Origin of the sequence: Hyperthermus butylicus DSM 5456 (assembly GCF_000015145.1) — an archaeon.
GTDB classification, from domain to species: Archaea; Thermoproteota; Thermoprotei_A; order Sulfolobales; family Pyrodictiaceae; genus Hyperthermus; species Hyperthermus butylicus.
Genome location: NC_008818.1, coordinates 259,063 through 283,326 on the forward strand (window position 1 = coordinate 259,063; position 24,264 = coordinate 283,326).

Consider the following 24,264-nt stretch of genomic DNA (forward strand, 5'->3'; position numbering starts at 1 on the left):
GCATACCCGGTGTTAGGGAGGGTGTGATAGGGTAGGAGAGCCTTGGCTAAGCTGGCACCCTGGATACCGACGCCGGTAAGCGTTGTCTATGCTGCATTGGAGGCTGCATGGGCCGGGCCATGCGATGTCGTCTACGACCTTGGCTCCGGCGACGGCAGAGTAGTCGTTATCGCTGCCAGGGACTTCTGTGTAGAGAAGGCTGTGGGTGTGGAGATCGACCCGGCGCTGGTCGAGGTGTCAAAAGCCAAGGCTAGAATGGAGGGTGTTGCTGACCGTGTCGAGATTATCGAGGATAGCTTCTTCAATGTTAGCCTCCGCGGTGCCACACTGGTTTTCCTATACCTCTACAAGAGCATAAACGAGCAGCTAAGGCCGAAGCTCGAAGAGGAGCTGGAACCAGGTGCGAGGGTTGTAACGATAGACTTCCCTGTGCCTGGCTGGCTCCCCGTGAGAGTGCGAAGGCTCCGCGACGAATCAGACATACTCCGAACAATCCATGTCTACGTGATAGGAATTAGTGATACACATTGGGCACGTCGAGGCATAGAATTGGGGGCAGCAACTTCACAGCTCACAGCGCTTACATGTAGGAAGATTTGTACAGCAAGATCGAAACAATAACAGCGTAGTGCCGACTTGCAGGTCTGGCTGTGCCCCCGGTACCAGCCCCGTGTGCCGCACTATACCACTTTAGCTATGAATATCCCGTCCTTATCGCGGATTATGCGTGCCAATACGATGTCGCCAGGCTCCAGGCCCTTGGCTGCCACTATTGTTACGAGGCGCTGCCGGTCCATCGTCACTGCGAGCTTCTCGCCCCTCAGCCAGCCAGGCCCTGCAACTACCAGCTTTACACGCTGACCCGCCCGTATTGGATGCCGTACACGTGGCGCATACCTCATGCCCCACTCATCCATGCTCCATGTTAGCCTTACTCCTAGCTCCTCCTCCAGCCTCTTCATCTTCTCCCAGAACTTGTTCCAGGGTATCTCCCTCACGCCTGGCGGGTGCCTGCCGTAGCGGTGCCTGATATACTTCTGGATTGTTACCGGCGGCCACTTCTTCCCGGCACCGATCCTGTATGCCCACTTGACGATCTCCACTATATCGTCATCGTTTATCCCGGGGAGCCAGACTGGGGTTACGTGTAGGTCTATACTGGTCTCCCTAGCTATGTACTCTGCTAGCTCAATAACCCTCCGGACGTCGTACCAGGGGGTGCCGGCAAGCTTCCTAGCTTTCTCGGGGTTGAGGCTCTCTATGCTTAGGTTTACCCGGTCCAGCCCTGCTTCCTCGAGTTTGCCGATAAGCTCCTTTGTGAGGGTCTCCCCGTGCGTTTCAGCAGCTACACTTCTGACGACACCAGTCTCTTTCAGTAACTTCACGAGTCTTGGCAGCCAGGGGTAGGCGAATGGGTCACCAACACCGTCTATTAGTGCCTCGACGTGTACGCCCTTCTCAACTGCTACCTTGTGGACCCACCCTGCCAGCCACTCGGGCTCCACTATGTACTCTGCCTGGCGCCACCTGCTCCGAGGCCCTGCATCTACACTGCAGAAAATACAGCTCAGCGGACAGATCGTGGTAGGGCGCACTTGAAGCACGTTAGTGCCACGGTCTATTACACCGAACTGTATTACGCCGATGAGGGGTAGGGGCTCGGTGACGAGGTATACTGGGCGGCCCCACACACGGCCCCAAAGCCGCAGACCTAGCGCCTCAACAACCTCCCTCACAGCCCCAGGCACACCCCACAATGATAATAGGACCTCCTTGCAGGCCTACGGGAGGACGTGCCGGTTCCACCCTTAAATTGATGCAGCGAGGGCAGGCAGTGCATAGCTAGCAGGCAGACGGAGAAGGGCAAGGCCTATTTTCTACTCCTCACGCTCGCTGCCCATGGTGGTGTCCTCGGCTTGGCTCAGCTGCAGAAGCTCAGCAACCGGGTCTACCTTCTACCGGGAAGTCCTAACACCCTCATAGTGCTCGACAACGACAAGGCTTACGTTGTTGATCCAGGTATAGGGGATGGAAGGACTGCGGCCATCGCGGAGGCTCTGGGGAGACTTAGAGCCGAGCTAGCGGGCATAGTGCTTACGCACGGACACACAGACCATCTTGCAGCTGGCCTGGAGCTTGTAAGGCCTGGTGTGGAGGTGTATGCTCACCGGTATTGTGTACCGCTAGTGGAGAGCATGGAGGCTAGGTTCTTGCTAGTCTACAGTGGCCTCGTAACGGCTGAACTTGCCTCCATGCCGCTGGTGACCCTTGGCGTTACCTCGCCGTTTGACTGGGGCCACCAGCTGCCAGCAGGGATGAAGACTCTCGACCTTCACGGCCACACTCCAGGTCACACAGGGATACTGCTAGAGGAGGACCACATCGCGGCTGCTGGCGACGCTGTTCTCGGCGAGAAAGTGTTGTCTAGGTTCGGCATACCCTTCGCCAGCAACCTCCGCGAGTGGTATGAGAGGCTGCCAACCCTCCGTGAGCTAGCCGAGGCGGGTTACACCATAGTACCAGGCCACGGTCCGGTAGCTGGCGGCAGCAGAGCACGTTCCATGGTCGAGGCCAACATGGCCGCGGTCGAGAGAGTCTACAACTACGTGCTAGACAAGATAAGGGAAATGGGTGGAGCAACCGTGGAGAAGCTCACAGTTATGGCTACCAGGGATCTCTCAGCCGTGGAGCCCACGCCGAGACAGTTGATGCTCAACAGAACAGCAATACACTCCATACTAGCCTGGCTCCACGAAGAAGGCAAGGTGGAACCCATAGCTAGCGATGAGGGCGTTGTGTGGAAGCCGAAGCAGCTCTGAGCTGCGCAACGCAGCCGAGATACGTTACGGGATCCCCCAAGCCGGGACTGTCCGTCACACACCACATCTCCAAGATCTATTTCGCCTAGCTTGGAGCCTTACGCTGGCCAGCTATGCCCTCCTCTGTACTTGTGCAGCTTCTGGCCTAGCTGACACTATCCATACATTAGCATCATGCACCTCTGCACTGCTGCCTAGGTGTTTTCGCTATTTCCATCGCTAGCCGGCTGCTCCTAGCCCTGGAGTATGCGGGGGCCGCTGCTGTCTACAAGTATCACTGTACCTACGTGGGCTTCTATGAGCATGTCGGGGTACATTTCCCCTATCACCCTCTTTATAATGTCCCCGCTGCAGTGTATTGGGGCTGCCTTCTCTACGCCGAGCTCGCGGAGCCTAGAGACGATCCTCATGTTGTCCCCGATGGGTGCCCCAAGCGTGTGGAAGCCGCCGATGACGAATCTTACTGGTTCTCCGAGGACATCTATTGCCTCTTCTACTAGGCGGTCTACGCCTGTATGGCTACAGCCAACGAGGAGCACCACGCCATAACCTGATACGTTGATTGCTAGTGCTGACTCCCATGGTGGGCCGTAGAGGGGCTCTAGGAGGATTATGCCTGGCGCTATCACGGTGGTGTTGAGCACTATGTTATCTGCAGGGGTGCCCGGTGGCCCATAGCTCTCCACGCCAGGGTTGTCGAGTAGGATTGCCCAATAGCCGCCGGTGTGGTCTCTGTGAAAGTGACTAAACACCACAATGTCTATGTTGGAAAGGTTTACCCCGGCCTTCTCCGCATTGGCGCGTAGCACTGTTGGCGAGGGCCCTGTGTCGAAGAGAATCAGCTTCTTCGGGGTCTCTACTAGTATTGCAATGCCCCAGGCGCCCCTAAACCCGTCCCAGTCGTTATTGTCTACGAGCACGGTGAGCTTAACCCACTCCACGCTACCAGCCTCCATCCGGGTCCCCCCATCTTCCAGCACACCTGTCCGGGTTTGTGTCTGGGACTCCACCGTAGTAGTTTATGGTGGGTGCACGGCTAGCGCTGGGGCTATAAACACAATATGGCTTGTGGCAGGCCAGCCAAGGGAGTCATACATTCTACCAGTTCTCGTAGACTGTGTTGACGCCGAGAGAGCCGACGGCGCCATGGGGCTTCTAGCGACAAACCTTCCCTAGGTATACCGCCTGCTAGGCCTCAGTGCCTACGATCTGCTGGTGCTCTACATGGATCTCCTCGGTGGCGACATTGACACCGCTCTGGAGGTGTTGAGGGATCTGGGGCTCGAGCCGGTGCTTCTCCAGAGGCGCAAGCCATGGCAACTCTCTGCCGGCCAGCTCAAGGCCTATACTACAGCTGCCGCGCTAGCCTCGAAAACCTCTAACGTGCTCCTCGACGAGCCATTCGAGCAGCTTGACCCGGCTAGGAAGCTCAGGATGCTCCGCCGGCTCCGCAGCTACCAGGGCACCCTAGTGCTAAGCACTCATGAGACATGGGTGCTGAACCAGCTACGCGACTGGAGCGTCTACATAATGTTCTCGGGAAGGCTCTACGGCCCCGTAGAGGCCTCAAGACTAGCTAAGGCCAGGATTGTGGCGGGGAGGAGGGCTGACGCTCTCCTCGTAGTGGAGACGGGGGAGGGCTCAGTGAGCTTCGTAGAGTCTGGCGAGGGCCGCCCGGTCTCTGAGATACTCACCCTAGACCGTGTATATGAGCTGTTTGCGGGGAGTGCAGCTAGTTGACACTATACTTGGTTTACAAGGTTAGGAGCGTACTCCTAAACCCCGCTGTGATAGTATGGGCTATACTCTTCGTGCTATTCTGGGTCGTGATGGCCGTTTATATCTTTGGGGCTGGCTGCTGGAGAAGAGGGGTGAGCCATGGTACCGCTACGCCGTCGAGAGCTACGTGTCCACGATGTATGCTAGCCTTGGCTTCATATCGATGGGCTCTACTGCTACAAGCCTGGCCTCTGCCATACCATACGCCTCAGCCGTAATAAGGTACGTGACAAGGTTTACCAGGCTCAACTCTAAGCTGTTCGTGGTGGAGGATCTCGCCTCAAGCATTACAGCCCTCGTAGCCACTGCCTCCACGATAATAGTCTCGACTGTGCTCCTCGCCTGGCAGCGCTACGGCATCCTCGTAGTGCCCGAGAACCCGTTCGGGCTCCTAGCAGTACTCGTGGTGCTCGGCATCTTCTACTACTTGCTGGCAGTAATGCTGGGATTTGCAGCGCTGGCAGCTGGCTACTCTAGGTTTAAGCATGCACTAGTCATGCTGCCCCCGCTGCTATCGTTTATCCCCTACGCCGCGCTCTTCGTGGACGTGGGCAATAGCATTGGCTACATCTACCCGGCCTCTGGGCTTGTGGCACTGGCCATAGGTTATGCAAGCGGGGAGACGCCACCAGCAAGCGGTATCCTAGAGTGGACCGCTACCTGGCCACACACTGGCTTCAAGCCCGTAGACCCGCTACTCGTAGCAGTCTCGACAGCGACCTGGCTAGCACTGATGACCGCTGCCTCCGTGGTGCTGGTACGCCGGTCTAAGAGCGTCTCTGTGGAGGAGGTTGGGCCCCTCTAGGCTCACCATATGCATCGCCAGTAAGCTCTGATAATATGAGCCTGGTGTTCTCTCTTATTTGTCTAAGCCCGACAGGCTCTGGAGGCGCTCCCGGTTCTACTGGCGAGCCTAGGGCTAGGAGTGCAGCTACAACCACAGCTGCAGCTGCTGCTAGTGGTGCAAAGCCTCCCAGGTCGGATAGCTTGGAGGCTAGTGCTGCTGGTAGTACTGCGAGTAGCCTCGAGACGACAAAAGTGAGCGCTGATACGTCGAGCCTTGCGTACTCGTAGTGGGCCACATCGTAAACGATTGTACAACCACGCCTAGCAACCATTCCCACGAGGCTCATGGCCAGACTGTGCGTTGACGGGAGCCCGTCGTAGCCGTTGAATAGGAAGTTTGCGAAAATGCTGGAGTCCCCGACAACGAGCAACCTCGATCCGTTATTCTCGTAGACTACTGCGATTGGCACCCACCCATCCGCGGTGAGTGCCCAGCAAACCGGGACACTGCCAGGTCCAGGCTCAACTCTCGCAACCTTCGACGAGACTATCAGCGTGCCATTACAGTTTACGAGAACCATGTAGGGATGCGGGGTTGTACTCGGCTTCGCGGCCACCAGGCCTGCTATGCGGCCAGCTCCGAGGACCTCGAGTAATGGGTTAGCATTACCTGTCTCGTCTGCAATGAGCATCGAGACCCTCCCCTCCCGGTACAGCTCTGCAAGCCACGCCGCCTCCCCGTGCTTGATGGGCTTGTCGGGCCCGATGAGAAGGTATGTTGTACACCAGCCTGGCTGGATGGTCTCGGGGCCCCCGAGCTGGACCGGATAGCGGGCAGCTAGCTCGTTGTAGAAGCTGCTTGAGCCTGTGAGGAAGCTGTTCTCCGGGCTCGTGGAGAGTATCGAGGTTACACGGGCCTCGAGGCCTACACTGGCGAGTCCGAGGACACCGGTAATGGCTAGGAGGGCGAGGAATAGGAGCCTATAGCTCTCTAGCCAGCCTCCAAGCCTCATCAACTACACCACGCGGCGGGCCGCGCCTCGAGTACATGTGGTCCCGGTATAACCTTGCCACCCGGGCAGCAGACCCCAACCCGTGCCTCCTAGCAGCCTCGCCCACCTCACCCGCAGTAGCGCCATGCGGCAGGTAGAGCCCGTGCCTACGGAGAGCCTCGAGCACCCGCAAGTAGGCCCGCCTCAGCTCGAGCCTCAGCCCCTCATACCTGTAGCCCGGCGGGACCATGTATGTGCTACGTGGTTGCGGCATGCCAGCCTCCGGAAGCTGTGTTGTGCGCGCAGAGAGCCTGGATACTACGAGGAGAAGCGCCACCACAGCGAGGCCAACCACGAGGGCTATGAGCCCAGCTAGCCACGGATCCATACCACTCCCGCCGCCGGCATACTGTACAGCTACACCTGTTGTCTCGGGCTGCACTGCCGACGCGTTGCCCGGCACGAAGCTCGTGGGTGCTGCTGGCTGTTGCTGTAGGAGGTCTGGAATGTAGTGGTGAGGGGTCTCAATCCCGGGCATGATTGTTCGCCGCAGGGCCCCACCGCTAACCCTCTATCCGCCCCCCTTAAGGGGGCTAGGCCTGGTGTAGCCCGGGTTGGCGGGATACAAGCCGCGTATAAGATCCGTAACGCTTCACGCCATCGTTGATGACTGGGAAAGCTGGGAGGACATAGCCAAGACGTTAACACGGGCTACGAGGACTGCTAGGAGGCTCCGCGCAATTTTCGAGGAGACTACAGGCCTCGAGGTCTGGACTGTCCGGGTTGCACTACCACCTATGGGGAGGCGAAGGAGCTACGTAGACTCTCTCGTCGAGGCCCTGAAGAGGGCAGAGCTGGACAAGGATATCCTCTACGCTGTCTACCACCGCGATGCCTACAGCGCAGACGTCGATGAGGTCAAAAAGGTTCTATCCGTTGCGGGTAACGTCTATGCCAGCGTGTCAGCGCCCGAGCCCATGCCAGAGGCTGTTAAGCTGCTACACGGCCTTGCACTACTAGGCCCAGACATGTCGGCGAGGGTCGCGGTCACAGTGCCAGACCACGTTGAGACACCATACTTCCCCGCTGCAGCGACGCTCTCCTCCACTCCTGGCATATCAGTAGCCCTCCTCTACCCCGGCCTCCTGAGGGGCCGCGACTGGGCAGAGGCGCTAGTAGATCTCCTAGAGGCGGTGTCCCGGGTTGAGGATGCAGCCGCCCGTGCTGCCGAGGAGTTCGACCTCGACTTCTACGGTGTAGATCTCTCGCTCTCTCCATGGATGGAGGATAGTGTGGCGGCTGTGGTTGAGGAGACTCTCGACGACCGAATCGGGGCACCGGGTACGATGTCCGTTATAGCAGCGCTGGAGAGCTTTATAGAGGAGGCTTGCGAGGAGACCATGTGTACGGGGTTTAACCAGGTAATGCTCCCCGTGGCGGAGGATAATATTCTCAAGCAGCGGGTGGGAGAAGGAGCGATAACCCTCCGAGACTTGCTAACATACACTTATGCTTGCATAGCAGGCCTGGACCTGCCCGTAGTGCCGCGCCAGGACTGGAGCGAAACCCTTGCAGCCAGGATAATCAACGAGCTAGCGGCAGCAAGCTACCGGAAGGGCGCGCCTCTCGGCGCACGCGTAATAGTAGCCGACGCTGAGCCAGGTAGCAACGTGGAGTTGCCCAGGTTCGGCAAGACACCAGTGATAAGAATACAGTAGCCGCCACGTAGAAGGTAAAAGCCGTAGCTTAGAAGCCTTTGCTCCCAGGGGCTGGGGATGACTGACAGGCTATACGCCGACCCCTCCCTGGGGGTGGCGAGGTGCCGCGGCTAGGGAGGACCCAGCCCCTTCGGAGGCTGCCTACTAGTTTTTGAAGAACGGTTTCCTCCTCTCGCCCTGCCGGCTGTGAGCCTTGGCTGACGCTGGTGAGCGGCTGGGGAGGCTGCGGGAGAGGGTTCTCAGCGAGGAGAATATTGTCCGGCTCCTCGTGTGGCTTGCCGTGCCGTTGATGGCTTCTAGTAGTGTTAGGATACTCTACGAAGCTGTGGACGCTTTCTGGCTGTCGAGGCTCGGCGAGGCCGCCCTCGGCACACCAATAGTCTCGTGGCCCTATCCTGACATAGTGTTTGCTGTAGCGTTTGGCCTCTCGGGCAGCGTATCAGCCATAGCAGGCCAGTACATCGGGGCCGGCCTCTACGACCGAGCTTCGCGCAGCGCCGGCACCGTCCTAGGCCTCATAATGATTGTCGCCGTGCCCGGCTCCATAGCTATAGCTGCTACTGCGCCGCTCTACCTCGATGCTATAGGGGTGCCCGAGACCGTTAAGCCCCTCGCCGAAGTGTACCTGGCCATCATAGCGCTCGGCACACCGTTCTCGGCGCTATTCCTCTTCTTCAACATGCTGCTGGGAGCAGCCGGCGACACGAGGACACCGGTTAAGGTGTCTATAGCAGCTACAGCGATAAACGCTGTTCTAGACCCCATACTGATATTCGTGGCTGACCTCGGCGTCCTCGGAGCTGCTCTTGCCACCTTTATAGCCTCCCTGTTCTCCGCCAGCTATGCCGCCTATAGCCTAGCCACGGGGAGGCACGGGTTCAGGCTGGGTATTCGGGACCTCATACCCGACCGCAGCCTGTTACCGCTTGTCGCCAAGGTCTCGGCGCCGCTGGTGGTGCAGCGTCTAGGCATGACATTGGGCTTTATGGTTATGGCTGGCATCGTGGCTGGCTTGGGCGAGGTAGTGCTGGCAGCATACCAGGTTGGCCACGTGGCGCTCAGCATTGACTCGATAATATCGATGCCTCTAGCCCGCTCGGTAGGCATAGTCGTAGCCCAATCCCTCGGCGCAGGCCAGACCTGGAGGGCGCGCAAAGCCGTGAAAACCGGGCTACTACTCCTAGCAGGCTTCGTCGGAGCATACATAGCAGCCATAGTCTACTTCGCCGAAGAGTTTGCTAGGATATTCACTAGCAACCCGGAAACAGTAAAGGTTATAGTGGACATGCTCCACGTCTTCGGGCCAAGCATACTATCCTTCAACTTACTCACATTAGCAAATGTCGTAGCGAGGAGCAGCGGCCACACGTTCTTCATATCAGCCCTAGGCATAGCTAGGCTGTGGTTCCTCCGGATACCCCTCTCATGGCTTCTAGCCTACCAGCTAGGCCTAGGCGAGAAGGGACTATGGGCAGGCATGGCTATAAGCAACCACGTAGCCGGTGGAACAGCCCTAGCATGGCTAGCCTACGGCAACTGGGCCAAACCAGTAATAACGCAGGAGCAAAGAGAGCATAAACCCGGACACATGAAGACACAGTCACAACAGCAGGGCTAGACAAGTACGAGCCTTGAGAACCCGAAACCAGCAGAGGAGCAAGTCCCAAGCTATCCCGAGATCAGGAAGGGGACGGGAAGCTACTCTCCCTGCGGGCCTGCCTGGGGGTGGATGATGTTAGAACCCCTAACTCCCCGGGCAGACCCGCCAGGGGGCTGATGAGGCCCGGCTTTGCTGACACCAACATCCCTACCGCTGCCGCATAGCTCCACGTATAGCTCCTCGACTCCTGGCGGCCGAAACACCGTGTAGACAGCATAGCACCTCGCAAACCCGCTAGAGAGTATGCGTGCCAGCCTGCGGGGGGCATCAGCGGCCGCCGCAGACCCGGCAACAACTATACTGTCAGCTGTGTGGCAGGACCTCCGCGCCACCAGTCTCCCAGGCCTAGATCCGGGGGACAGCCCGTAAACCGCGAAGCTAGCCACACTCCCTCCAGGCTCGGCGGCGAAGATGATTAGTACTGCTAGGCCTCGCCTAGTAGCGCAGCTCCTCAGCTCTTCGCCACCACTACACGAGATACAAGCTATGCAATCCCCTCTCGGTGTAAGTACGCTTCGCTCCTCAAGCTCGAGAGTAGACTCGTGAGCAAGTTGAACGTTGGGGTGGCCGCGACACCGCACTACAGCGATACAAGTGCCAAGCTCCACACAGCTCCCCCGATGTGCCACCCTAGATTTCGGTACTTGTTAAGACAGAGGATAGAGGACGAACACATACGCTGCCCGCTCCTTCCCACGTATAAGCGTGCTTATGCTGAAAGTGGGGTAGTACTCATCATACTTGTATGGACAGTAGCGCTGCTGCTTGCTGTTTCGGCTGTTTAGAGTAGCCTGCTATTGCTATGATTATGGCGTCCTCGGCGTCTAGGAGTGCTTGTTCTAAAGCAGCGGCGAGGACGTCTACTGTCAGCACGGCCGCTATGTAGGTTTTTGCTACTAGCTTCCGGTTGTGTTTCCTGGCTGCTGCAATGTAAGCGTCCGCTGGTGGCAGGTTTTCCGGTAGCTGCTGTGGCGCCTTTGCCTTGAGTATCGTCTCTAGCTGTTCTGCATCTTTTGTCTCTATAGCTTGGCGTAGACTGTCTGCTGGGAGCCTGTACGTCCTAAGGTTTTCGAAGTAGAGCTGACTGGTTTCACTAGGGGCCTCCAGGACTGCTAGGGTTGATGCTATTCTTACTGCTGTTATGTCTAGCCGCGCGCCTATGATCTCGCGTGCGTACTCTGTTTCTGCCACTTGTAGCGCCTCTGCCAAGGCTGCTATGAGTTCTAGGTCTAGGGCCGTGCTTAGGTATTCAGGGTTCTTCTCGACGATTGCCGCTGCTTTTTCGAGACCTACTGCCCTTAGCGCCTGGCTTGGCTTTGCCTCCTCCTCGGCCAGCCTCCTGAGGAGCCCCACCTGGGGGGATGCCGGCTGTACTAGCTCCTCGTCTCGTGGGGGTGTTTTGCCCCGTAGCATTCTCCCTATTATAATCTCGGCATCGTGGACTAGGAGTACTAGCTTGTAGGCCCTGTGTATCGCCTCAGCCTTCCCCGAGGCTATGGCTTCGAACCTGCCGAGCAGCTCGGCCATGTACCTATAGGCTGCCACCTCAACTGGGCGAGGATTGGCAGGCTTCTCAGGGAGGTACTTGGAGAGCTTTGTTGCCTGGAAGAGTTCTAACACTGCCTCATCGCCAGTATATTGCGCCATAAGTGCCTTGAGGTCGTCTTCAAGGCTTAGTAGCCTGGCCGTGAAGGCTTTGACATTGAGGTAGTCGACACCTACGTCGGGGATCCGGTTCAACCCTTAACCACCCTCGCAAGCATGTCAAGGGCTGTTCTCAGTGCCTCCTCACGCCTAGCCTCTATCCGCTCTTGGAGCCTTGCAGCCTCCTCCCGCTCCCTCCGGGTGAACTCCTCCTCCAGCCTTGCCAGCTCCCTCTTCACGGCCTCCTCTATCCTCTGCTTTGCCTGCTCTAGCAACTGCTCGGCTACTGCACGGAGCTGGGCTGCAAGCCGGTCAGCCTGCTCTACGAGCCTTGCAGCCTCCTCCTCTGCCTGCTTCTCTAGGGCCTCAAGCTTGGACTCCATCTCCTCTACAGCGTGTAGTATCTTGCTTAGCTCCCTAGCCTCGCTCAAGACGCGGGCTCCCCCGCACCAGCCGGTCTAGGGTCTTAGGGGTATTTAAGGGGGTGTTCTAGCTGCAGCCCCTGCCCCATGACATGTCCTCGGCCGTCACGCTGTAGGCGTCCGGCACCTTGGGGGTCTCCGCTGGCCCCCGCGCATGCTGCTACGATTACCCGGTGGTTGCGGTAACGGCTCGGCATTGTATGGTAGAGCTTTGTCCCACCTTCCCCAAAGCCTCGACGACCTCCTGGCTGCCAGCCTCGACCATTTCGTCTCCACAGCGAGCATGGTCCCAGCCTCCTCGTCTACTATGACATGATCGCTTCTACCTGCAGTGGTAAGCTGCCAACGGTGTCAAGAACAGTACTGCGCCTAGAGGTGGCGAGCTTAAGGGTCAACATGCGGCATCACAGTTATGCTGCAAACTCAAACCTATAATTGCCCCTTGCCCGAGAAGCGGTTATGGCTGATGACGGGAGGAGGGTTGACGAGGACTCGGGGTCTAGCCTATGCTGTTACGGCTGCTATACTTTGGGGGAGTATTGGCGTAGCCTACCGGCTAGCCTTGAGCCATGGTGCTAGCCGTGAATGGCTTATTCTCGGTCGCCCCCTCATCGGCGGCCTAGGCTCTCTCGCTGCCACAGTGCTCGGCTATGGCAGGCCTGGCAGGTGGAGCCTCCTTGTGGGTGCTGGTACGCTAGCACCGCTGGTGGTTGTCTATCTCTTCGCCGTCGAGCTTCTCGGCGCTGCACTTGCCAGCATACTGCTCTACACGGCGCCGATATGGGTGGCCCTCCTCGGCCTGCTCCTCCTCGGTGAAAAGCCGGGGACCCGTGGTGCTCTAGCTGTAGCCCTAGGCTTCACTGGCTCCTTCCTCATAGCGTTTGAGGGCTGGGCCCGTGCAAGCCTCGTAGCCGTACTTGTTGGGCTTGCAGCTGGCCTACTCTACGCAGCCTACATGCTCGCCGCCCGCTATGCGTTACGCCACGGTGCTGGGGAGCTAGAGGTTGGACTCCACAGCCAGCCCTTCACAGCCATGGCAGTAGCAGCTGTAACAAAGCCAGGGGAGCTGCCTGCGACTGTGGACTTGCCATGGATGCTCTATCTCGGAGTCGCCACGATGCTTGTACCCTACGTGCTCCACGCCCGCGCGCTGAGACTTCTGGAGGCTTATCGGGTCTCGGTTGTGTCGCTCATAGAGCCCCTAGCAGCGACGGTGCTGGCTGCGCTGCTGCTCGGCGAGAAGCTCACAGCGCTACAGCTCGTGGGAGCAACACTAATTCTTGCGGCTTCCCTGTTGGCACTAGAGAAGGGACGCTAGCGCCGTGACAGGCTGTAGCAGCGAGGAGCTAGAGAGACTAGCGAGACAACTCGCCGAGGCTGCTGGCGGAGAGGCTATACCCAGAATAACCCCAGCTGTTGAGAAGTTGCTGGATCACGTTAAGGACTGTATCGTGACCAGGTTCTCTGGGGAGCTGGTGGAAGCGGAGGAGTGGCTCAGCCATGTGAGAGCCGCTGTTTCAAGGTTGGCTAGGCTCTTAGGCCTCGCTGGCTTCACCTACCCCCGGGAGTTCGGTAGCTTCGTCCAGGACCCCGAAGCGCATCTCCGCAAGAAGCTATTCAACTACGTCTATGACCTTGCTAGGGGGAGAGTTGACCTTCGGGAGTTTGAGAGGAAGGCCACGGCTGCGGTGAGGACTTCACTACGCACCAATATGAGGACAGCATACCAGTTATGGGGTCTGGCTACAGTGATGGCTTTGCTCGCGGAGAGGGGCTACGAGCTAGTGTACCCGGAGCACCGGTTCCTAAGCTTCGACAGGAGCGGCAAGCAGAGACTCGGCATCATACCCCCCAACGCTGTCCTAGCAAGGCTTAGCAAGGGCTTCATCAGCATATTCCACGAGGCTCCCCGGCCGCTAGGCTGGGAGGACACAAGCGACCTGCAGAGGATATGGAGTCTCTACACCGCGCTACGCCCTGATGCAATGGCCTACAGCGGCATGGTCATGAACATGGTTGACCTCTCCACCAGCCCGCCAATAAAGAGGCCAGACGTGATCATTGAGTTTAAGGAGCTAAGCGACTGGTACGTGAGGATAAGGGATCTCAAGGGTTACTTCCGCAAGCCCCTGACAGCGGAGGAGTGGAGGAACAAGTGGCTAGCAGGCCTCTTCGAAGGCCTAGCAGACATTATGGGCGTACAGCGTAGTGTAGTCGAGCAGCGCGTAGAGGAGGGGGCCTCCCTGAGGCTCCGCGAGTATCAGCTCGTAAAGCTCTACGCCAAAACATACAACCCCCGCTACATGATTCTCATCAGTAGGGCTGCAGTACCAGGTGATGTCCGGGAGAGCCTAGAGGAGGACGGCATAACAGTACTCGATGCTGTAGGCTTCCACCCGGAGAAGCTGGAGCCCCTGGCAGACCTCCTAGACAAGATCTCCGGGTACCGTGGCGGCGAGAAAATAGTAATCACGCTGCCTCCCGAAGCCGCAAAGCTTCTCGAAGAAGCCAAGGCGAAGTTAGGTGTAGAGGACACGGTAGAAGCCATAGTGGCTGCGCTCCGGAGGCTCCTCGAGGACTAGCCGCAGAGTAGCCCCCAAGCAAACTCGTACACAGCCATTGTCACGTAGACCTCAACAAGCGCAGCTAGTAGCAGGAGCACAGCACCAGCAACAGCCATTAACACGGCCCACCGTGTTCCATTCCTTGCAAACTCCGCGGCCAGCGGAGCAGCAGCAAGCGCGACCATAGCCGGTATTTCCAGGACACCATGGGGAAGAATAAGCGAAGCCGTTACAAGGACTGCCGAGACACTGCCTGGCCTACAGCCAGGGGCAACAGCAGCTTGAATTAACGGGCAGGCAAGCGTGCCGCCAAGCACAAACCCGTTAACAGCAGGCACAAGCAGCGGCACCAAGGCGAGCACAACGAGCAGCGGCCGAGCACGCCGCCTAAGGATAAGCTTTGCAACAGCATATGGTGCAACAAGCTTCAGCGAGAGCATAAGGTTATGGAGGTATATCACCGACACACTCTCGGCTTTCGGCAGCTCCTTAGCAACCTCCATAAAGTAGTCGAAGAAGTCAGAGGGCCGGACAGAAGCATAGTAGCTGCCAGCAGCAGCGGCGGCTAGAAACACTAGGAGAGCGGCAAGATAGACTAGGGCCGGGCTATACCTGCCGCTGGAACCCCGGCTAGTCATGAAACCCCCACAGCAGGGGCCTATGGCCAACCTACACATAAGGCTTCCCGGAATAGTTGGTGGGCATACCCTGAGCTGTACGGAGCAAGCTAGCTACATACCCTCATAGGACACCGATCTTCAGCCGCTCAATAGTCTGTGAACCCTAGTTTACGACAAGCTGCTAGCCAATGCAGCGCTGGGGACGGCTTCCCCAGCCGTGTCTGTTCCGGACTCAAGCTTCAGCCTGCTCCAGGCAATTATTACAGTGTTATGTATTGCTCTATAAACCCGTTCTAGATGCAGGGTTCCTCACGGTGTGGTGCTTCTTGGCGAAGACGGTTATGCTTGAGGCTCGTAGTGGGTCGGTGCCGGAGGAAGTTCTGGAGGTTGCTAGGACTGAGGGTGTGGATCCGAACAAGCTCCGGGTTAGGCTTGCTGAAGGCAGGGTGATTATTGCGAGGAATATCAAGCGGCAGGGCAGGATTAGGCTTGTTGGTGTTGGTGAGGGGCTTACAACGAAGGTTAACGTTAACATTGGTGTTAGCACCCATGTGAACGATATTGAAATGGAGAAGGAGAAGGCTAGGATAGCGGTTCAATATGGTGCCGACACGATTATGGATTTGAGTGTTGGTGAGAACCTCGACGAGGTTAGAAGAATCCTTATGGAGGCTTCGGAGCCTCTACCATTTGGCACTGTGCCAACGTACCAGGCTTATATTGAGGGCGTGAGAAAGCATGGGGGGATGCCCGACGAGGACTTCTTCCTCCAGGTTCTCGAGCGCCATCTACGGGACGGCGTGGACTTTATGACAATCCATGCCGGCATTACTAGGGAGCTGGCGGAGAGGGCGCTTAAGAGTAACCGTATACAGCCCATAGTTAGCCGTGGCGGTGCCCTGCTGGCGGCATGGATGATGGAAACCGGCAGCGAGAACCCCTACTACCGGAACTGGGACTACATACTAGAGCTGTTTGCAGAGTACGATGCCGTGATAAGTCTTGGTGATGCGCTGCGCCCTGGCGCTATAGCTGATGCGCTAGACGAGCTTCAGATCCTGGAGCTGATCAATAATGCACGGCTCGTGGAGAGGGCTCGGGAAAAGGGTGTACAGGTTATGGTTGAGGGACCTGGCCACGTGCCGATAAACAAAATCGTCGCTGATATAAGGCTTATGAAGAGCCTCACCAGGGGTGCCCCCTACTACGTGCTTGGCCCGCTTGTGACCGATATAGGGCTCGGCTACGACCACATAGCGGCAGCTATAGGCGCTGCAATAGCTGCTGCCGAGGGTGCCGACCTCATCTGCTACCTGACACCCGCCGAGCACCTAAGCCTCCCAAACCCGGAGCAGGTTAAGGAGGGCCTCATAGCAGCGAGAATAGCTGCGCACGCTGGTGACATAGTCAAGCTTGGCAGGAGGGTTATGGAGCCCGACATTAAGATGAGCATTCACCGTGCAAGGCTCGAGTGGAATAAGATGTTCAAGCTCTCGCTGGACCCGGAGAGGGCTAGGAGGATCTATAGCCAGTACGGCGTGCAGCTCCCATCGTGCACTATGTGTGGCAGCTACTGTGCTTTTCTCATCCTCAACAAGTACATGGAGAAGACCCGGAGGTGATGCTGGATGACTGGAGAGCATGAGGAGAGGGCGGGTTATCCCTGGGTTTGGAGCACCTGGGTTAAGGCACCGATACTGAGGAATAGGGATCTCCTCATAGCCTCGGCTTGCCTGCCATTCGTGAACCCAGAGCTGTTCCGAAAGCTGGCGGAGGGCAAGACAGCGCTCCTAGCGTGCCCGGAGAGGGAGTCACCGGCACACTATGGGAAGATTGCGAGCATTATAAGGAGCAGCAAGCCCAGATCCATAACCATAGTGACGATTGATGGTAGTCCACACTGCTTCGCGCTACACGCAAGCGCTAACGAGGCAGAATACATTCTCGGCGAGAGGGTGGAGAAGAAACACTACGTGGTCGTCAACGGGGAAGAGCTTGTCGAGATAAGCCCCAACGCTGTGAGGGTGGCTAGGTACCTGCATATCGTTGATAAGATTATCCGAGAGCACCCAGAGATCATGAAGGAGCTGGATAGGGTTAGCCTTGAGTATAGACAGGCTAAGAAGCTAATCGGGAAGGATGAGGAGTTAGAGGAGGCCGCCGCTAATGGTTAGCACGTCCCCGGACACGTAGGGGTTCTCCACTGCGTCGAGAACTATTTTCGCCACCTCCTCGGGCTTTGCCAGTCTCCGCAGAGGGATTTGCTCCTCAACCCAGTCCATGTCGCCCCAGGCCCGCGTCATGTCTGTATCCACGCCGCCCGGCGCTACCGCGAAAACTCTTATGTTGTAGTCTGCAAGCTCCTTGGCGACAGCGATAGTCCACGCGATTAACGCTGCTTTTGCCGCCGAGTAGTGGGATGCCTCGGGCTCCGGCCGGAGCCCCAGCACCGATGCAATATTGACTATTACTCCACCGCCATTCCTCTTCATGTAGGGTATTGCTGCGTGGGCAACATTAAGCGCTCCATAGAAGTGTACCTCTATCATGCGCTGCCAGTCCCTAGGCTTCATGTCCTCAAACAGCTTCGGCTCAAGGATACCGGCATTATTCACCACTACGTCTAGGCGGCCCCACTTCTCGATAGCTGCTTCTACAAGCTTCCGAGCCTCCTCGTACACTGATACGTCAGCTCTCACCACGAGGGGCACCGCGCCAGCCTCCTTCACGAGCCTAGCAGTCTCCTCGGCTGCATCCCTGCGCGAAACATAGTTGACAACTACGCCCTTAGCACCACGGCGGGCAGCCTCGACAGCTACAGCTCTGCCTATGCCACGGCTCGAACCGGTAACCAGGACAACCGAGCCCTGAACCCTCAAACCACACCCAACCCCCGATACATGCCTGGCGAGAGAATGACACCCAGGGACCCCTACCAGCGTAAACCCTAAGCTAGGACTTATATCTCGAGCCGCTAGGCAAGAATAGGCCTACGGCTTTAAGCCTTCACACAACCCCTCCAGGCCCTCCCAGGCACACGAATTTCCCTGGCCACAACCTTGCCAGACTCTCTTGAGTATTCAATCTGGGAGAATCCCATGCTCACTCATCTTCATAGCTTTCAGCAATACTGCAATAAACCATAGCAGCCACTAAGAGGACCATGACTTCCGCCCTCGTAGAGAAGGACCAGGCAGCGCCCACCGGTATACGCGTAGGCTCCGCGGAGGTTAACTATGCCATGTTCGCTAAAGTGCAAACAACCCTAGAGCCGAAACTCCATTGACACCGTGCTGACTACCCATACCGTTGTGTGTAGTAAAGGTAGCAAGTAGAACTGCTAAGACGAAGGTAATGCCAGCTACGAGAACTATAACGCCTAGCCCAGACATGTTCAACATACTCCCAACCACATTAAGTCCCCAGAGCATGTAAGTGAGGGTACAAAGCCCGCATAACCTAGGCTATTAGGAGGGCACAGAGGGCTCCACAGCTACACATATACCAGCACTAGCCTCACCAAAAGTCCCGGGTTTGCAGCTTTGCTCGGTCTTGCAAGGGTGAGGCTAGAGCTTCTGATGGCCACGATACTTATTGTGATAGGTGTAGTGGTTGTTGTTGCTGGGGCACTAGCTGCCTACCATGCTTATGCCATGTATAATCCTGTGCTGCCGCCAGCTGAGAGACTTGATCAGGCTATAGCCTACACCAGTTATGAGCTGGTGAATCTGGCCGCTAGGCTAGGCTTCTTAGGGCTAATGATATGGGCTGGATCTGTCCTCCTGCTCCGCGGCATAGAACTCCTTCAGACATTGAGAAGGGAGGGGAAGGGCTGACAAGGTATGCTAGTTGCTGCCCGTTACAGCTTCGCGATAGTTAGCGCCATCCTCATGGCTGGGCTTGTGGCACCCCTACTTGTGTTTGGCATCGAGGTCTACATGGACAAATCACTGTTCGAGATTTACGTAGTGTCAGCAAAGCCCTACAATGCGACGCACCTTGACGTCACGGTAAAGGTAGTCTATAGGGGTTCAGTGCCGCTGACGGACGCCTACATCTACAGCTCTGGCAGCTCAGCGAAGCTCGGCACCCTAGGACCGGGCTACTCTCAGAAACTAGTCCACCTCTACATTCCCGTTGACGGAGCGGAGGACATGGTGAGGCTCGGCTTCAAGATAGCAGGCATATACCAGGTAATGGTGGAGGTGAAGCTACACCTTGCAAAGACTTGAAAGGGCTATAGCAGCAATAGGTCGCGGCATTGTAACCGGCGTCGCATACTATACCGTATTCGTGCTCGTGCTACACCGCATCTTAGCAACCATGGCACCCAGCATAGAGCCTATTACGGAGAACATACACACCTACCTGGCGGCAGTGATACTACTAGCTGTGCTGAGCACAGCTGAAACAGCCCTGCAAGACGTCTACATTGTTGCACCGCTAAAGATACTATCAAAGCTTCTTGCAGCCCTGATCTTCGCAGACATAGTAAACTATGGAAACGTTGAAGCTGTAATCCAGGGCGTGCGCGTCTACATCAACATATCCCCAATCGTCTATACCATGATACTGTTAAGCCTAGCATACGGGGCCCTAGACGCCGCCTCATACACTAAAGCCAGGGCTGAAGAGAGGCTAAAGAAGCCCCAAACCCAGACATAACACACCACACAGGGATCCCAGCCCCGCGGGGAGGGCATGAAGAACGGGCTACCAGCCCAGAGCCCCTCATCCATGGAGGGGCTGTGAGGAGGAAACCTCGGGGGCGACCCCTCCCCGGGGGCGTGGAGCGCATGGGATTTCTACCCGGGTACTGCTGGGCCTTCACGCCCCGGCTGACCGGTGTTGCCCAAGCTCTATCCGACCCCTCTCGTGATAGTCATTGCTGCAGCAGTACTTGCAGTCCTGAGCCTCGCCACCGGTGATACCGCTACAGCAGTCTATGCCGTGTTCTGGATGCTTGCAGGGCTAGCACTCGCATTGAAGGATGAGCCTCCGCTGCTAGCGCTAGCCTCCGCAATAGCAACCATGGCTGCGGCAGCAGTAATTGCTGGAGACTATACTGTGGTGCAGAAGTTTCTCGTAGCAGCTGCAGCTGCAGCACTAGCATACCTAGTCTACATACGTGCAACCACAGCGAAACACCGCCTACAACGCGGGAGAAGGAGTTAGCACTGGCACTTACTCGCGCTATGCCTCCATGAACCCCAGGAGGAGCGGGCCTCGGCTCACGGCCGTTGCCCACACCGCCCCCACCAGCTGGGGGCTTCGGGCTGACGTGCACACGTCAGCGGCCCATGTAACAGTTCATAAGCCGTCCAGGCCTTATATAAGCCGTACAGAGCTGGATACGCAATCCTGATATAGTCTAAGGCTTTAGATCCGTCATCCCAAAAAACAAGCGTTGATGACGGAGCACGCTGGGATCCAGCTGGGCGAGTACCTACAAGGCTTGTAGCCAACCTGCTCTCTATCCTATTGCCGTTTTCACTAACTCCTTCTCACGATGGAGGAATACTTGTGTAGAATGGTTAGCAGCAAGAGCCTCCATGAACTCACTGGCTTCAAGCGCCACTCTGCCCCTAAGACGGTGTGGAGTGTTCAACCCGTCTCCTCTTGAGCGCTCTCTGGCTACATCAGTATCGCAGCCTTCAGCGGGCCTGGAGACCTGGAGAAGAACCCCTCAAGAAGCCATGATTTTCATCGGCTTCGGGCTTTTGGGTGGCTAGGAATGCGGAGAAGCTCGCCATAGTCTAGCTGGTGGTCAAGCCTCGCCTCCACGGGTACTAGGGAGCCTTTCAAGCAGCTTCTTTGGCCTTCCTCCTAACCCTTATGCTGGTATACCCTGCAGCCACCACATACACTGTATAGACTGTCAAGCTCACATGCTAGCTACTGCATGGCGTAGCATGGGGCTGCAAAGAGTAATGCTGCACCGAGCAGTATTAAGCCAGCTACTGTCGGCAACATTATGAGCGTTACTGTAGGATCCCGTTTTGCTACCAGCAGGATAGCCGCGACTGCTGCGCTGCCTCCAACAATGGCATAGTATATCGCTAGGAGGCTGGTTTTGCTGCCCCACTCCTCTGGCTCCCAGTTGCTGCCATAGTCTACCGGGACCTTGTCCGGGAGGGCTGCATAGGCTATAGCGCCGAGCACAGCCCCCATAACCACCACGGCTGCCAGTGCTAGCAGCATTATCCTCGCCCTCTCCCTCTGCAGCCTCGGCGCATTCTCTGCATCAATTCTGGAAGAGCCAGCCACAAGACCCTCAAGTTTATCCGCTAGCTCTGGCGCGTTACCACCAACGAAGACTGTCCTACCGTTAGCTAGCTCTAGGGCTAGCAGGTTCTCCAGCCTCTCAGCGTATATGTAGGCCCTACCATACCCCTTGACCTCGAAGAGCCCCGAGTAGAAGCCTGGCAACGATGTTCCGGCAAGCCTCCACACCGGCACCACCTTATCAACAACGCGTACAGATCTAATGGCATCAAGCGGTATCTCTATCACACCACAAGACCCCATATCTACGTGGAGCGTGTCAATATCCAGGCTCGCTCTTACCCTACAGATTCTCGGCAGGAACACAAGCAGAGCCGGCAATACCACCACTAAAAGCCCAAGCCCAGCAGCGAAGGCTACAGCTGCAGGCGGGCAAGGCGGCAACCCTGTAAGGGCGATAACAACAACGACGATCGGGGTTGCAACCATGCTCAGGGCTATGCGTAAAACCGTATCAGAGTATGCCAAGAGGCTCCCTTACACGTAGAGCACAGTGTAGATGGGTTATGAAGCCTCCGATCACCCACTTAGGAGGTGTTTGAGCGTAAAAACTGCCGGTGGGTAGGGGCTACGGTATGGTTAATGATGTTGCCTCGTATGGCGCGGTATCTGTGGCTGTATAGGCTGTGGGATAAACTCCACACCAGGCCTGTTATACGGCGCTTGAGGGTATAGCTCCATTAGCTCGTAGACCTCTGGTGGCAATTCCGTCTTCACCGGCAAGCCTAGCTCTCTAGCCTTCTCCACGGTTATCGGGTAGTCGTGTGTCCAGCCGCCTTCGGTCAGCTTTTTCGCTAGCTCCCAAGCCTTCTCCTCGCCCATCTTGTCGCGGAGCAGGTAGACTATGAGTTCCTGCATCTCCCTTATAGCCTTCTCTGCGACATCGGCAACTACCAGCGTCGTATCGCTCGCCTTATCTCCCTTCATCTTTGCAACCTTGACTATGCTCGGTGCTGGCACTACTGGGCCCTGCGGCCCCAGCGCTAACTGTGGATCGAGCGGGCCTAGCACGGCATTCGGATCCATCAATATCTCGTCGGCTGCCAACGCGATGAGGGTGCCACCACTCATCGCGTAATGTGGCACTATCACAATCTTCTTTCCGGGATGCCTCTTCAGCGCCATGGCTATCTGGCTTGCGGCGAGGACTAGGCCGCCCGGCGTGTGGAGTATAAGGGCTATAGGCTTGTTTGGCGGCGTCGTACGTATCGCTCTCAACACCGCCTCGGAGTCCTCAATATCTATGAACCGGCGTATCGGTATGCCGAAGAACGATATTCTCTCCTCCCTATGTATCATTGTCACTAATCATTGTCACTACACGCCAGCCGTACTTCTCCTCAATACGCCTTATCAGCGCCAGCCTTGCAGCCTGCATCCTCCTGATGCTCAGCACGGGCTCCAGCATCATCAGGAGGAACAACAGTCAGAAGAGGAAGAATATCGTGCTGTTAACCATGTCTATTAGTGAGGGGGCAGCAGCCTCCCCAGCCAAGACCTCTCTGCACCAATAGGGCTAACCCATGCCAGGGGGCTTAAAGGGGAGACGAGAAATGTTTGGATGAACAATACTCCATTGCTCAGGAGGCACTACAAGGACTACTTTGCAAGGGTTATTATCTTCTCATAGAACCAGTTCATTGTCTTCTCACTCCAGAGCTCGTTGCGGCCCCAGCGTACGCCCTCCGGAACCTTGGTCTCTACCGGGCCTACCTGTTTGCCGGAGCTGTCTATCGTGTAGCCCCTTATCGGGCCAGTGAACGGCTCGAATAGTAGTTCCTTCATCTCCTCATATAGCCTCTTTATCTCCTCAAGCGCCTTCGCCGGTATTGCCTCGGTGTTCAGCGTTGCAAGATAGACCGCGCCCTCCGGCTTACCAGCCGTAGACTCTTCGATGGGCCGCCTCCACCTTATCGGCGTGAAGTCGCCTAGGCGGGCCCAGATATCCTCCTTCTCCGCTATCCCCAGCACCTTCTTTGCGAGCAGGTAGGTGTATATGGGGGCCCAGTCGGCCACCTGGCCTGTCAGGTGGCTTCTCTTTATCCTCTCAACCATCTTCTCGTCCTTGGTCTTGCTTAGCAGGTATGAGAGCATATCGCTGTAGTGGCTGAAGCTGTAAACCCCGTACTCTGCTGCTGTCTCGAGTATTGCCGTGGAATCCTCTGTGTAGGCTATCACGTCTACGTTGTATGCGTTTATGAGTGTTTCAGCGTAGCTCCTGGCTTTAGGCGGGTCGAACCACTGGAAGAGCGGCGCGGTCACGTAGATCTCTAGCTTGCGGCCATTGTCGCAGTTACCGGTTATCTTTGCACCGTACACTGCGCCGAGAGCAAATGCGTTTATGTGCCTGACGACTTCCGGTATGAGGAAGGCTGGTACGTAGCCTACCCTGCATGTCTTGGTGACAGCGCCTGCCGCTATTCCGTTTAGGTAGTAGAGCTGGTAGAACTCGGCGAAGTAGGTGACAACGTTTGGTAGATCCTTGAACTCCTCCCAGGGCCCGCTGCAGTGGTAGAAGGTTACCTCCGGGTACTCCCTGGCTAGCCTCTTAATCGCATCCATGTAGCCAAAGCTTGTAGCGAAGACTGCCTGGTAGCCATACTCCTCTATGGCCCGTTTTATCGTTGTGTAGGCCTGGTTTTCCGGTATCTTCTCAACGTACGTCTGTACACTGGTATCCACGAAATCCTTCAGCGCCTCGAGGGCCCTCCCGCGGCCGACATGATGTGCGTGCGTCCAGCCGACATCTCCTACGGGGCCGACATAGATCCAGAGTGCTCGGAGCTTCTGGCCCTGCTGGCTCCTGCTAAACTGCTTGGTGGCTGGCTGAGCTGTACTGCTTGACTCAGGGGTCCCACTTGTGCCGCTGCCTAGGAGAGATGCCCCAAGCGCGCCTAGGGCTAGGCCAGCAGCGCCTACGCCTAGGAGTTTGAGGAGCTCTCTCCTGGAGGGCATGGCGGTACTCCATGATGGCT

The 24,264-nt window shown here is 57.1% G+C and carries 25 protein-coding genes and 1 pseudogene; 14 read left to right on the forward strand and 12 right to left on the reverse strand.

Annotation, left to right across the window (positions count from 1 at the left end; all coding sequences use genetic code 11):
* The first annotated feature begins 42 nt into the window (after nucleotides 1–42).
* Entirely contained in the window at nucleotides 43–621 is a 579-nt protein-coding gene (locus tag HBUT_RS01445) for a 50S ribosomal protein L11 methyltransferase (protein ID WP_011821463.1), read from the forward strand.
* A 59-nt stretch (nucleotides 622–680) separates the two neighbouring features.
* On the opposite strand, the gene HBUT_RS01450 is transcribed toward HBUT_RS01445, so the two are convergent.
* Nucleotides 681–1,736: a radical SAM protein gene (locus HBUT_RS01450; RefSeq protein ID WP_011821464.1), complete on the reverse strand. Its 1,056-nt coding sequence runs from the start codon at nucleotides 1,734–1,736 to the stop codon at nucleotides 681–683.
* A gap of 180 nt (nucleotides 1,737–1,916) precedes the next feature.
* Between HBUT_RS01450 and HBUT_RS01455 the strand changes: the two genes are divergently transcribed.
* On the forward strand, nucleotides 1,917–2,819 hold the full coding sequence (locus tag HBUT_RS01455; protein WP_011821465.1) for an MBL fold metallo-hydrolase: 903 nt from the start codon (nucleotides 1,917–1,919) through the stop codon (nucleotides 2,817–2,819).
* Nucleotides 2,820–3,052: 233 nt separating this feature from the next.
* On the opposite strand, the gene HBUT_RS01460 is transcribed toward HBUT_RS01455, so the two are convergent.
* On the reverse strand, nucleotides 3,053–3,775 hold the full coding sequence (locus HBUT_RS01460; RefSeq protein ID WP_011821466.1) for an MBL fold metallo-hydrolase: 723 nt from the start codon (nucleotides 3,773–3,775) through the stop codon (nucleotides 3,053–3,055).
* A gap of 268 nt (nucleotides 3,776–4,043) precedes the next feature.
* On the opposite strand from HBUT_RS01460, the gene HBUT_RS08805 reads away from it, so the two are divergent.
* Nucleotides 4,044–4,559 (forward strand): ABC transporter, encoded by a 516-nt coding sequence (locus HBUT_RS08805; protein WP_011821467.1) that lies wholly within the window; start codon nucleotides 4,044–4,046, stop codon nucleotides 4,557–4,559.
* A 55-nt stretch (nucleotides 4,560–4,614) separates the two neighbouring features.
* Nucleotides 4,615–5,403: a hypothetical protein gene (locus tag HBUT_RS01470; protein WP_048061378.1), complete on the forward strand. Its 789-nt coding sequence runs from the start codon at nucleotides 4,615–4,617 to the stop codon at nucleotides 5,401–5,403.
* Here the strand turns inward: HBUT_RS01470 and HBUT_RS01475 are convergent.
* Both HBUT_RS01475 and HBUT_RS01480 read right to left on the reverse strand, forming a co-directional pair.
* Entirely contained in the window at nucleotides 5,366–6,397 is a 1,032-nt protein-coding gene (locus HBUT_RS01475) for a hypothetical protein (protein ID WP_011821469.1), read from the reverse strand. The two genes, HBUT_RS01470 and HBUT_RS01475, sit on opposite strands and share 38 nt — an antisense overlap.
* Nucleotides 6,366–6,914 (reverse strand): DUF4129 domain-containing protein, encoded by a 549-nt coding sequence (locus tag HBUT_RS01480; RefSeq protein WP_011821470.1) that lies wholly within the window; start codon nucleotides 6,912–6,914, stop codon nucleotides 6,366–6,368. Before HBUT_RS01480 ends, HBUT_RS01475 begins: the two co-directional genes overlap by 32 nt.
* Nucleotides 6,915–6,990: 76 nt before the next feature.
* Here HBUT_RS01480 and HBUT_RS01485 point away from each other — a divergent pair, with 76 nt between their 5' ends.
* On the forward strand, nucleotides 6,991–8,094 hold the full coding sequence (locus HBUT_RS01485; protein ID WP_011821471.1) for a DUF711 family protein: 1,104 nt from the start codon (nucleotides 6,991–6,993) through the stop codon (nucleotides 8,092–8,094).
* A gap of 193 nt (nucleotides 8,095–8,287) precedes the next feature.
* On the forward strand, nucleotides 8,288–9,712 hold the full coding sequence (locus tag HBUT_RS01490) for an MATE family efflux transporter (RefSeq protein ID WP_011821472.1): 1,425 nt from the start codon (nucleotides 8,288–8,290) through the stop codon (nucleotides 9,710–9,712).
* A gap of 80 nt (nucleotides 9,713–9,792) precedes the next feature.
* Here the strand turns inward: HBUT_RS01490 and HBUT_RS08810 are convergent, their stop codons facing one another.
* The 3 genes from HBUT_RS08810 to HBUT_RS01505 all read right to left on the reverse strand — a co-directional run bounded on the left by HBUT_RS08810 (nucleotide 9,793) and on the right by HBUT_RS01505 (nucleotide 11,829).
* Entirely contained in the window at nucleotides 9,793–10,362 is a 570-nt protein-coding gene (locus tag HBUT_RS08810; RefSeq protein WP_011821473.1) for a DUF371 domain-containing protein, read from the reverse strand.
* Between the two features lie 127 nt (nucleotides 10,363–10,489).
* Nucleotides 10,490–11,494 carry a V-type ATPase subunit gene (locus HBUT_RS01500; RefSeq protein ID WP_011821474.1) on the reverse strand — a complete coding sequence of 335 codons (1,005 nt, stop codon included), beginning with the start codon at nucleotides 11,492–11,494 and terminating at the stop codon, nucleotides 10,490–10,492.
* Nucleotides 11,491–11,829 (reverse strand): hypothetical protein, encoded by a 339-nt coding sequence (locus HBUT_RS01505; protein WP_011821475.1) that lies wholly within the window; start codon nucleotides 11,827–11,829, stop codon nucleotides 11,491–11,493. The genes HBUT_RS01500 and HBUT_RS01505 overlap by 4 nt, the downstream gene beginning before the upstream one ends.
* Nucleotides 11,830–12,301: 472 nt before the next feature.
* Between HBUT_RS01505 and HBUT_RS01510 the strand changes: the two genes are divergently transcribed.
* Both HBUT_RS01510 and HBUT_RS01515 read left to right on the forward strand, forming a co-directional pair.
* Nucleotides 12,302–13,138: a DMT family transporter gene (locus HBUT_RS01510; protein ID WP_011821476.1), complete on the forward strand. Its 837-nt coding sequence runs from the start codon at nucleotides 12,302–12,304 to the stop codon at nucleotides 13,136–13,138.
* A 4-nt stretch (nucleotides 13,139–13,142) separates the two neighbouring features.
* Entirely contained in the window at nucleotides 13,143–14,402 is a 1,260-nt protein-coding gene (locus tag HBUT_RS01515; RefSeq protein WP_011821477.1) for a hypothetical protein, read from the forward strand.
* Here HBUT_RS01515 and HBUT_RS01520 read toward each other — a convergent pair.
* Nucleotides 14,399–15,022, reverse strand: coding sequence for a stage II sporulation protein M (locus HBUT_RS01520; RefSeq protein WP_011821478.1), 624 nt, complete (start codon nucleotides 15,020–15,022; stop codon nucleotides 14,399–14,401). The genes HBUT_RS01515 and HBUT_RS01520 overlap by 4 nt on opposite strands.
* 323 nt (nucleotides 15,023–15,345) lie before the next feature.
* On the opposite strand from HBUT_RS01520, the gene thiC reads away from it, so the two are divergent.
* Together thiC and HBUT_RS01530 are read left to right on the forward strand one after the other, a co-directional pair.
* Entirely contained in the window at nucleotides 15,346–16,626 is a 1,281-nt protein-coding gene (gene thiC, locus HBUT_RS01525; RefSeq protein WP_048061662.1) for a phosphomethylpyrimidine synthase ThiC, read from the forward strand.
* A gap of 6 nt (nucleotides 16,627–16,632) precedes the next feature.
* Entirely contained in the window at nucleotides 16,633–17,178 is a 546-nt protein-coding gene (locus tag HBUT_RS01530) for a hypothetical protein (RefSeq protein ID WP_011821480.1), read from the forward strand.
* On the opposite strand, the gene HBUT_RS01535 is transcribed toward HBUT_RS01530, so the two are convergent.
* A complete protein-coding gene (locus HBUT_RS01535; RefSeq protein ID WP_011821481.1) occupies nucleotides 17,152–17,883 on the reverse strand; it encodes an SDR family NAD(P)-dependent oxidoreductase in 732 nt (243 codons plus the stop codon). The genes HBUT_RS01530 and HBUT_RS01535 overlap by 27 nt on opposite strands.
* A gap of 663 nt (nucleotides 17,884–18,546) precedes the next feature.
* On the opposite strand from HBUT_RS01535, the gene HBUT_RS01540 reads away from it, so the two are divergent.
* The 4 genes from HBUT_RS01540 to HBUT_RS01555 all read left to right on the forward strand — a co-directional run bounded on the left by HBUT_RS01540 (nucleotide 18,547) and on the right by HBUT_RS01555 (nucleotide 20,179).
* Entirely contained in the window at nucleotides 18,547–18,840 is a 294-nt protein-coding gene (locus HBUT_RS01540) for a hypothetical protein (RefSeq protein WP_011821482.1), read from the forward strand.
* Between the two features lie 6 nt (nucleotides 18,841–18,846).
* Entirely contained in the window at nucleotides 18,847–19,236 is a 390-nt protein-coding gene (locus HBUT_RS01545; RefSeq protein WP_011821483.1) for a hypothetical protein, read from the forward strand.
* Complete coding sequence (locus HBUT_RS01550; protein ID WP_011821484.1) at nucleotides 19,223–19,669, forward strand: hypothetical protein; 447 nt, start codon at nucleotides 19,223–19,225, stop codon at nucleotides 19,667–19,669. Before HBUT_RS01545 ends, HBUT_RS01550 begins: the two co-directional genes overlap by 14 nt.
* 183 nt (nucleotides 19,670–19,852) lie before the next feature.
* Complete coding sequence (locus HBUT_RS01555; protein ID WP_011821485.1) at nucleotides 19,853–20,179, forward strand: hypothetical protein; 327 nt, start codon at nucleotides 19,853–19,855, stop codon at nucleotides 20,177–20,179.
* Between the two features lie 720 nt (nucleotides 20,180–20,899).
* On the opposite strand, the gene HBUT_RS01560 is transcribed toward HBUT_RS01555, so the two are convergent.
* From HBUT_RS01560 to HBUT_RS01570, 3 genes and pseudogenes are all read right to left on the reverse strand, one after another.
* Complete coding sequence (locus HBUT_RS01560; RefSeq protein WP_011821486.1) at nucleotides 20,900–21,757, reverse strand: PH domain-containing protein; 858 nt, start codon at nucleotides 21,755–21,757, stop codon at nucleotides 20,900–20,902.
* A 111-nt stretch (nucleotides 21,758–21,868) separates the two neighbouring features.
* Nucleotides 21,869–22,700 (reverse strand): annotated as a pseudogene (locus tag HBUT_RS01565) (SDH family Clp fold serine proteinase).
* A gap of 188 nt (nucleotides 22,701–22,888) precedes the next feature.
* Complete coding sequence (locus tag HBUT_RS01570) at nucleotides 22,889–24,244, reverse strand: BMP family ABC transporter substrate-binding protein (protein ID WP_011821488.1); 1,356 nt, start codon at nucleotides 24,242–24,244, stop codon at nucleotides 22,889–22,891.
* Between the last annotated feature and the right edge of the window lie 20 nt (nucleotides 24,245–24,264).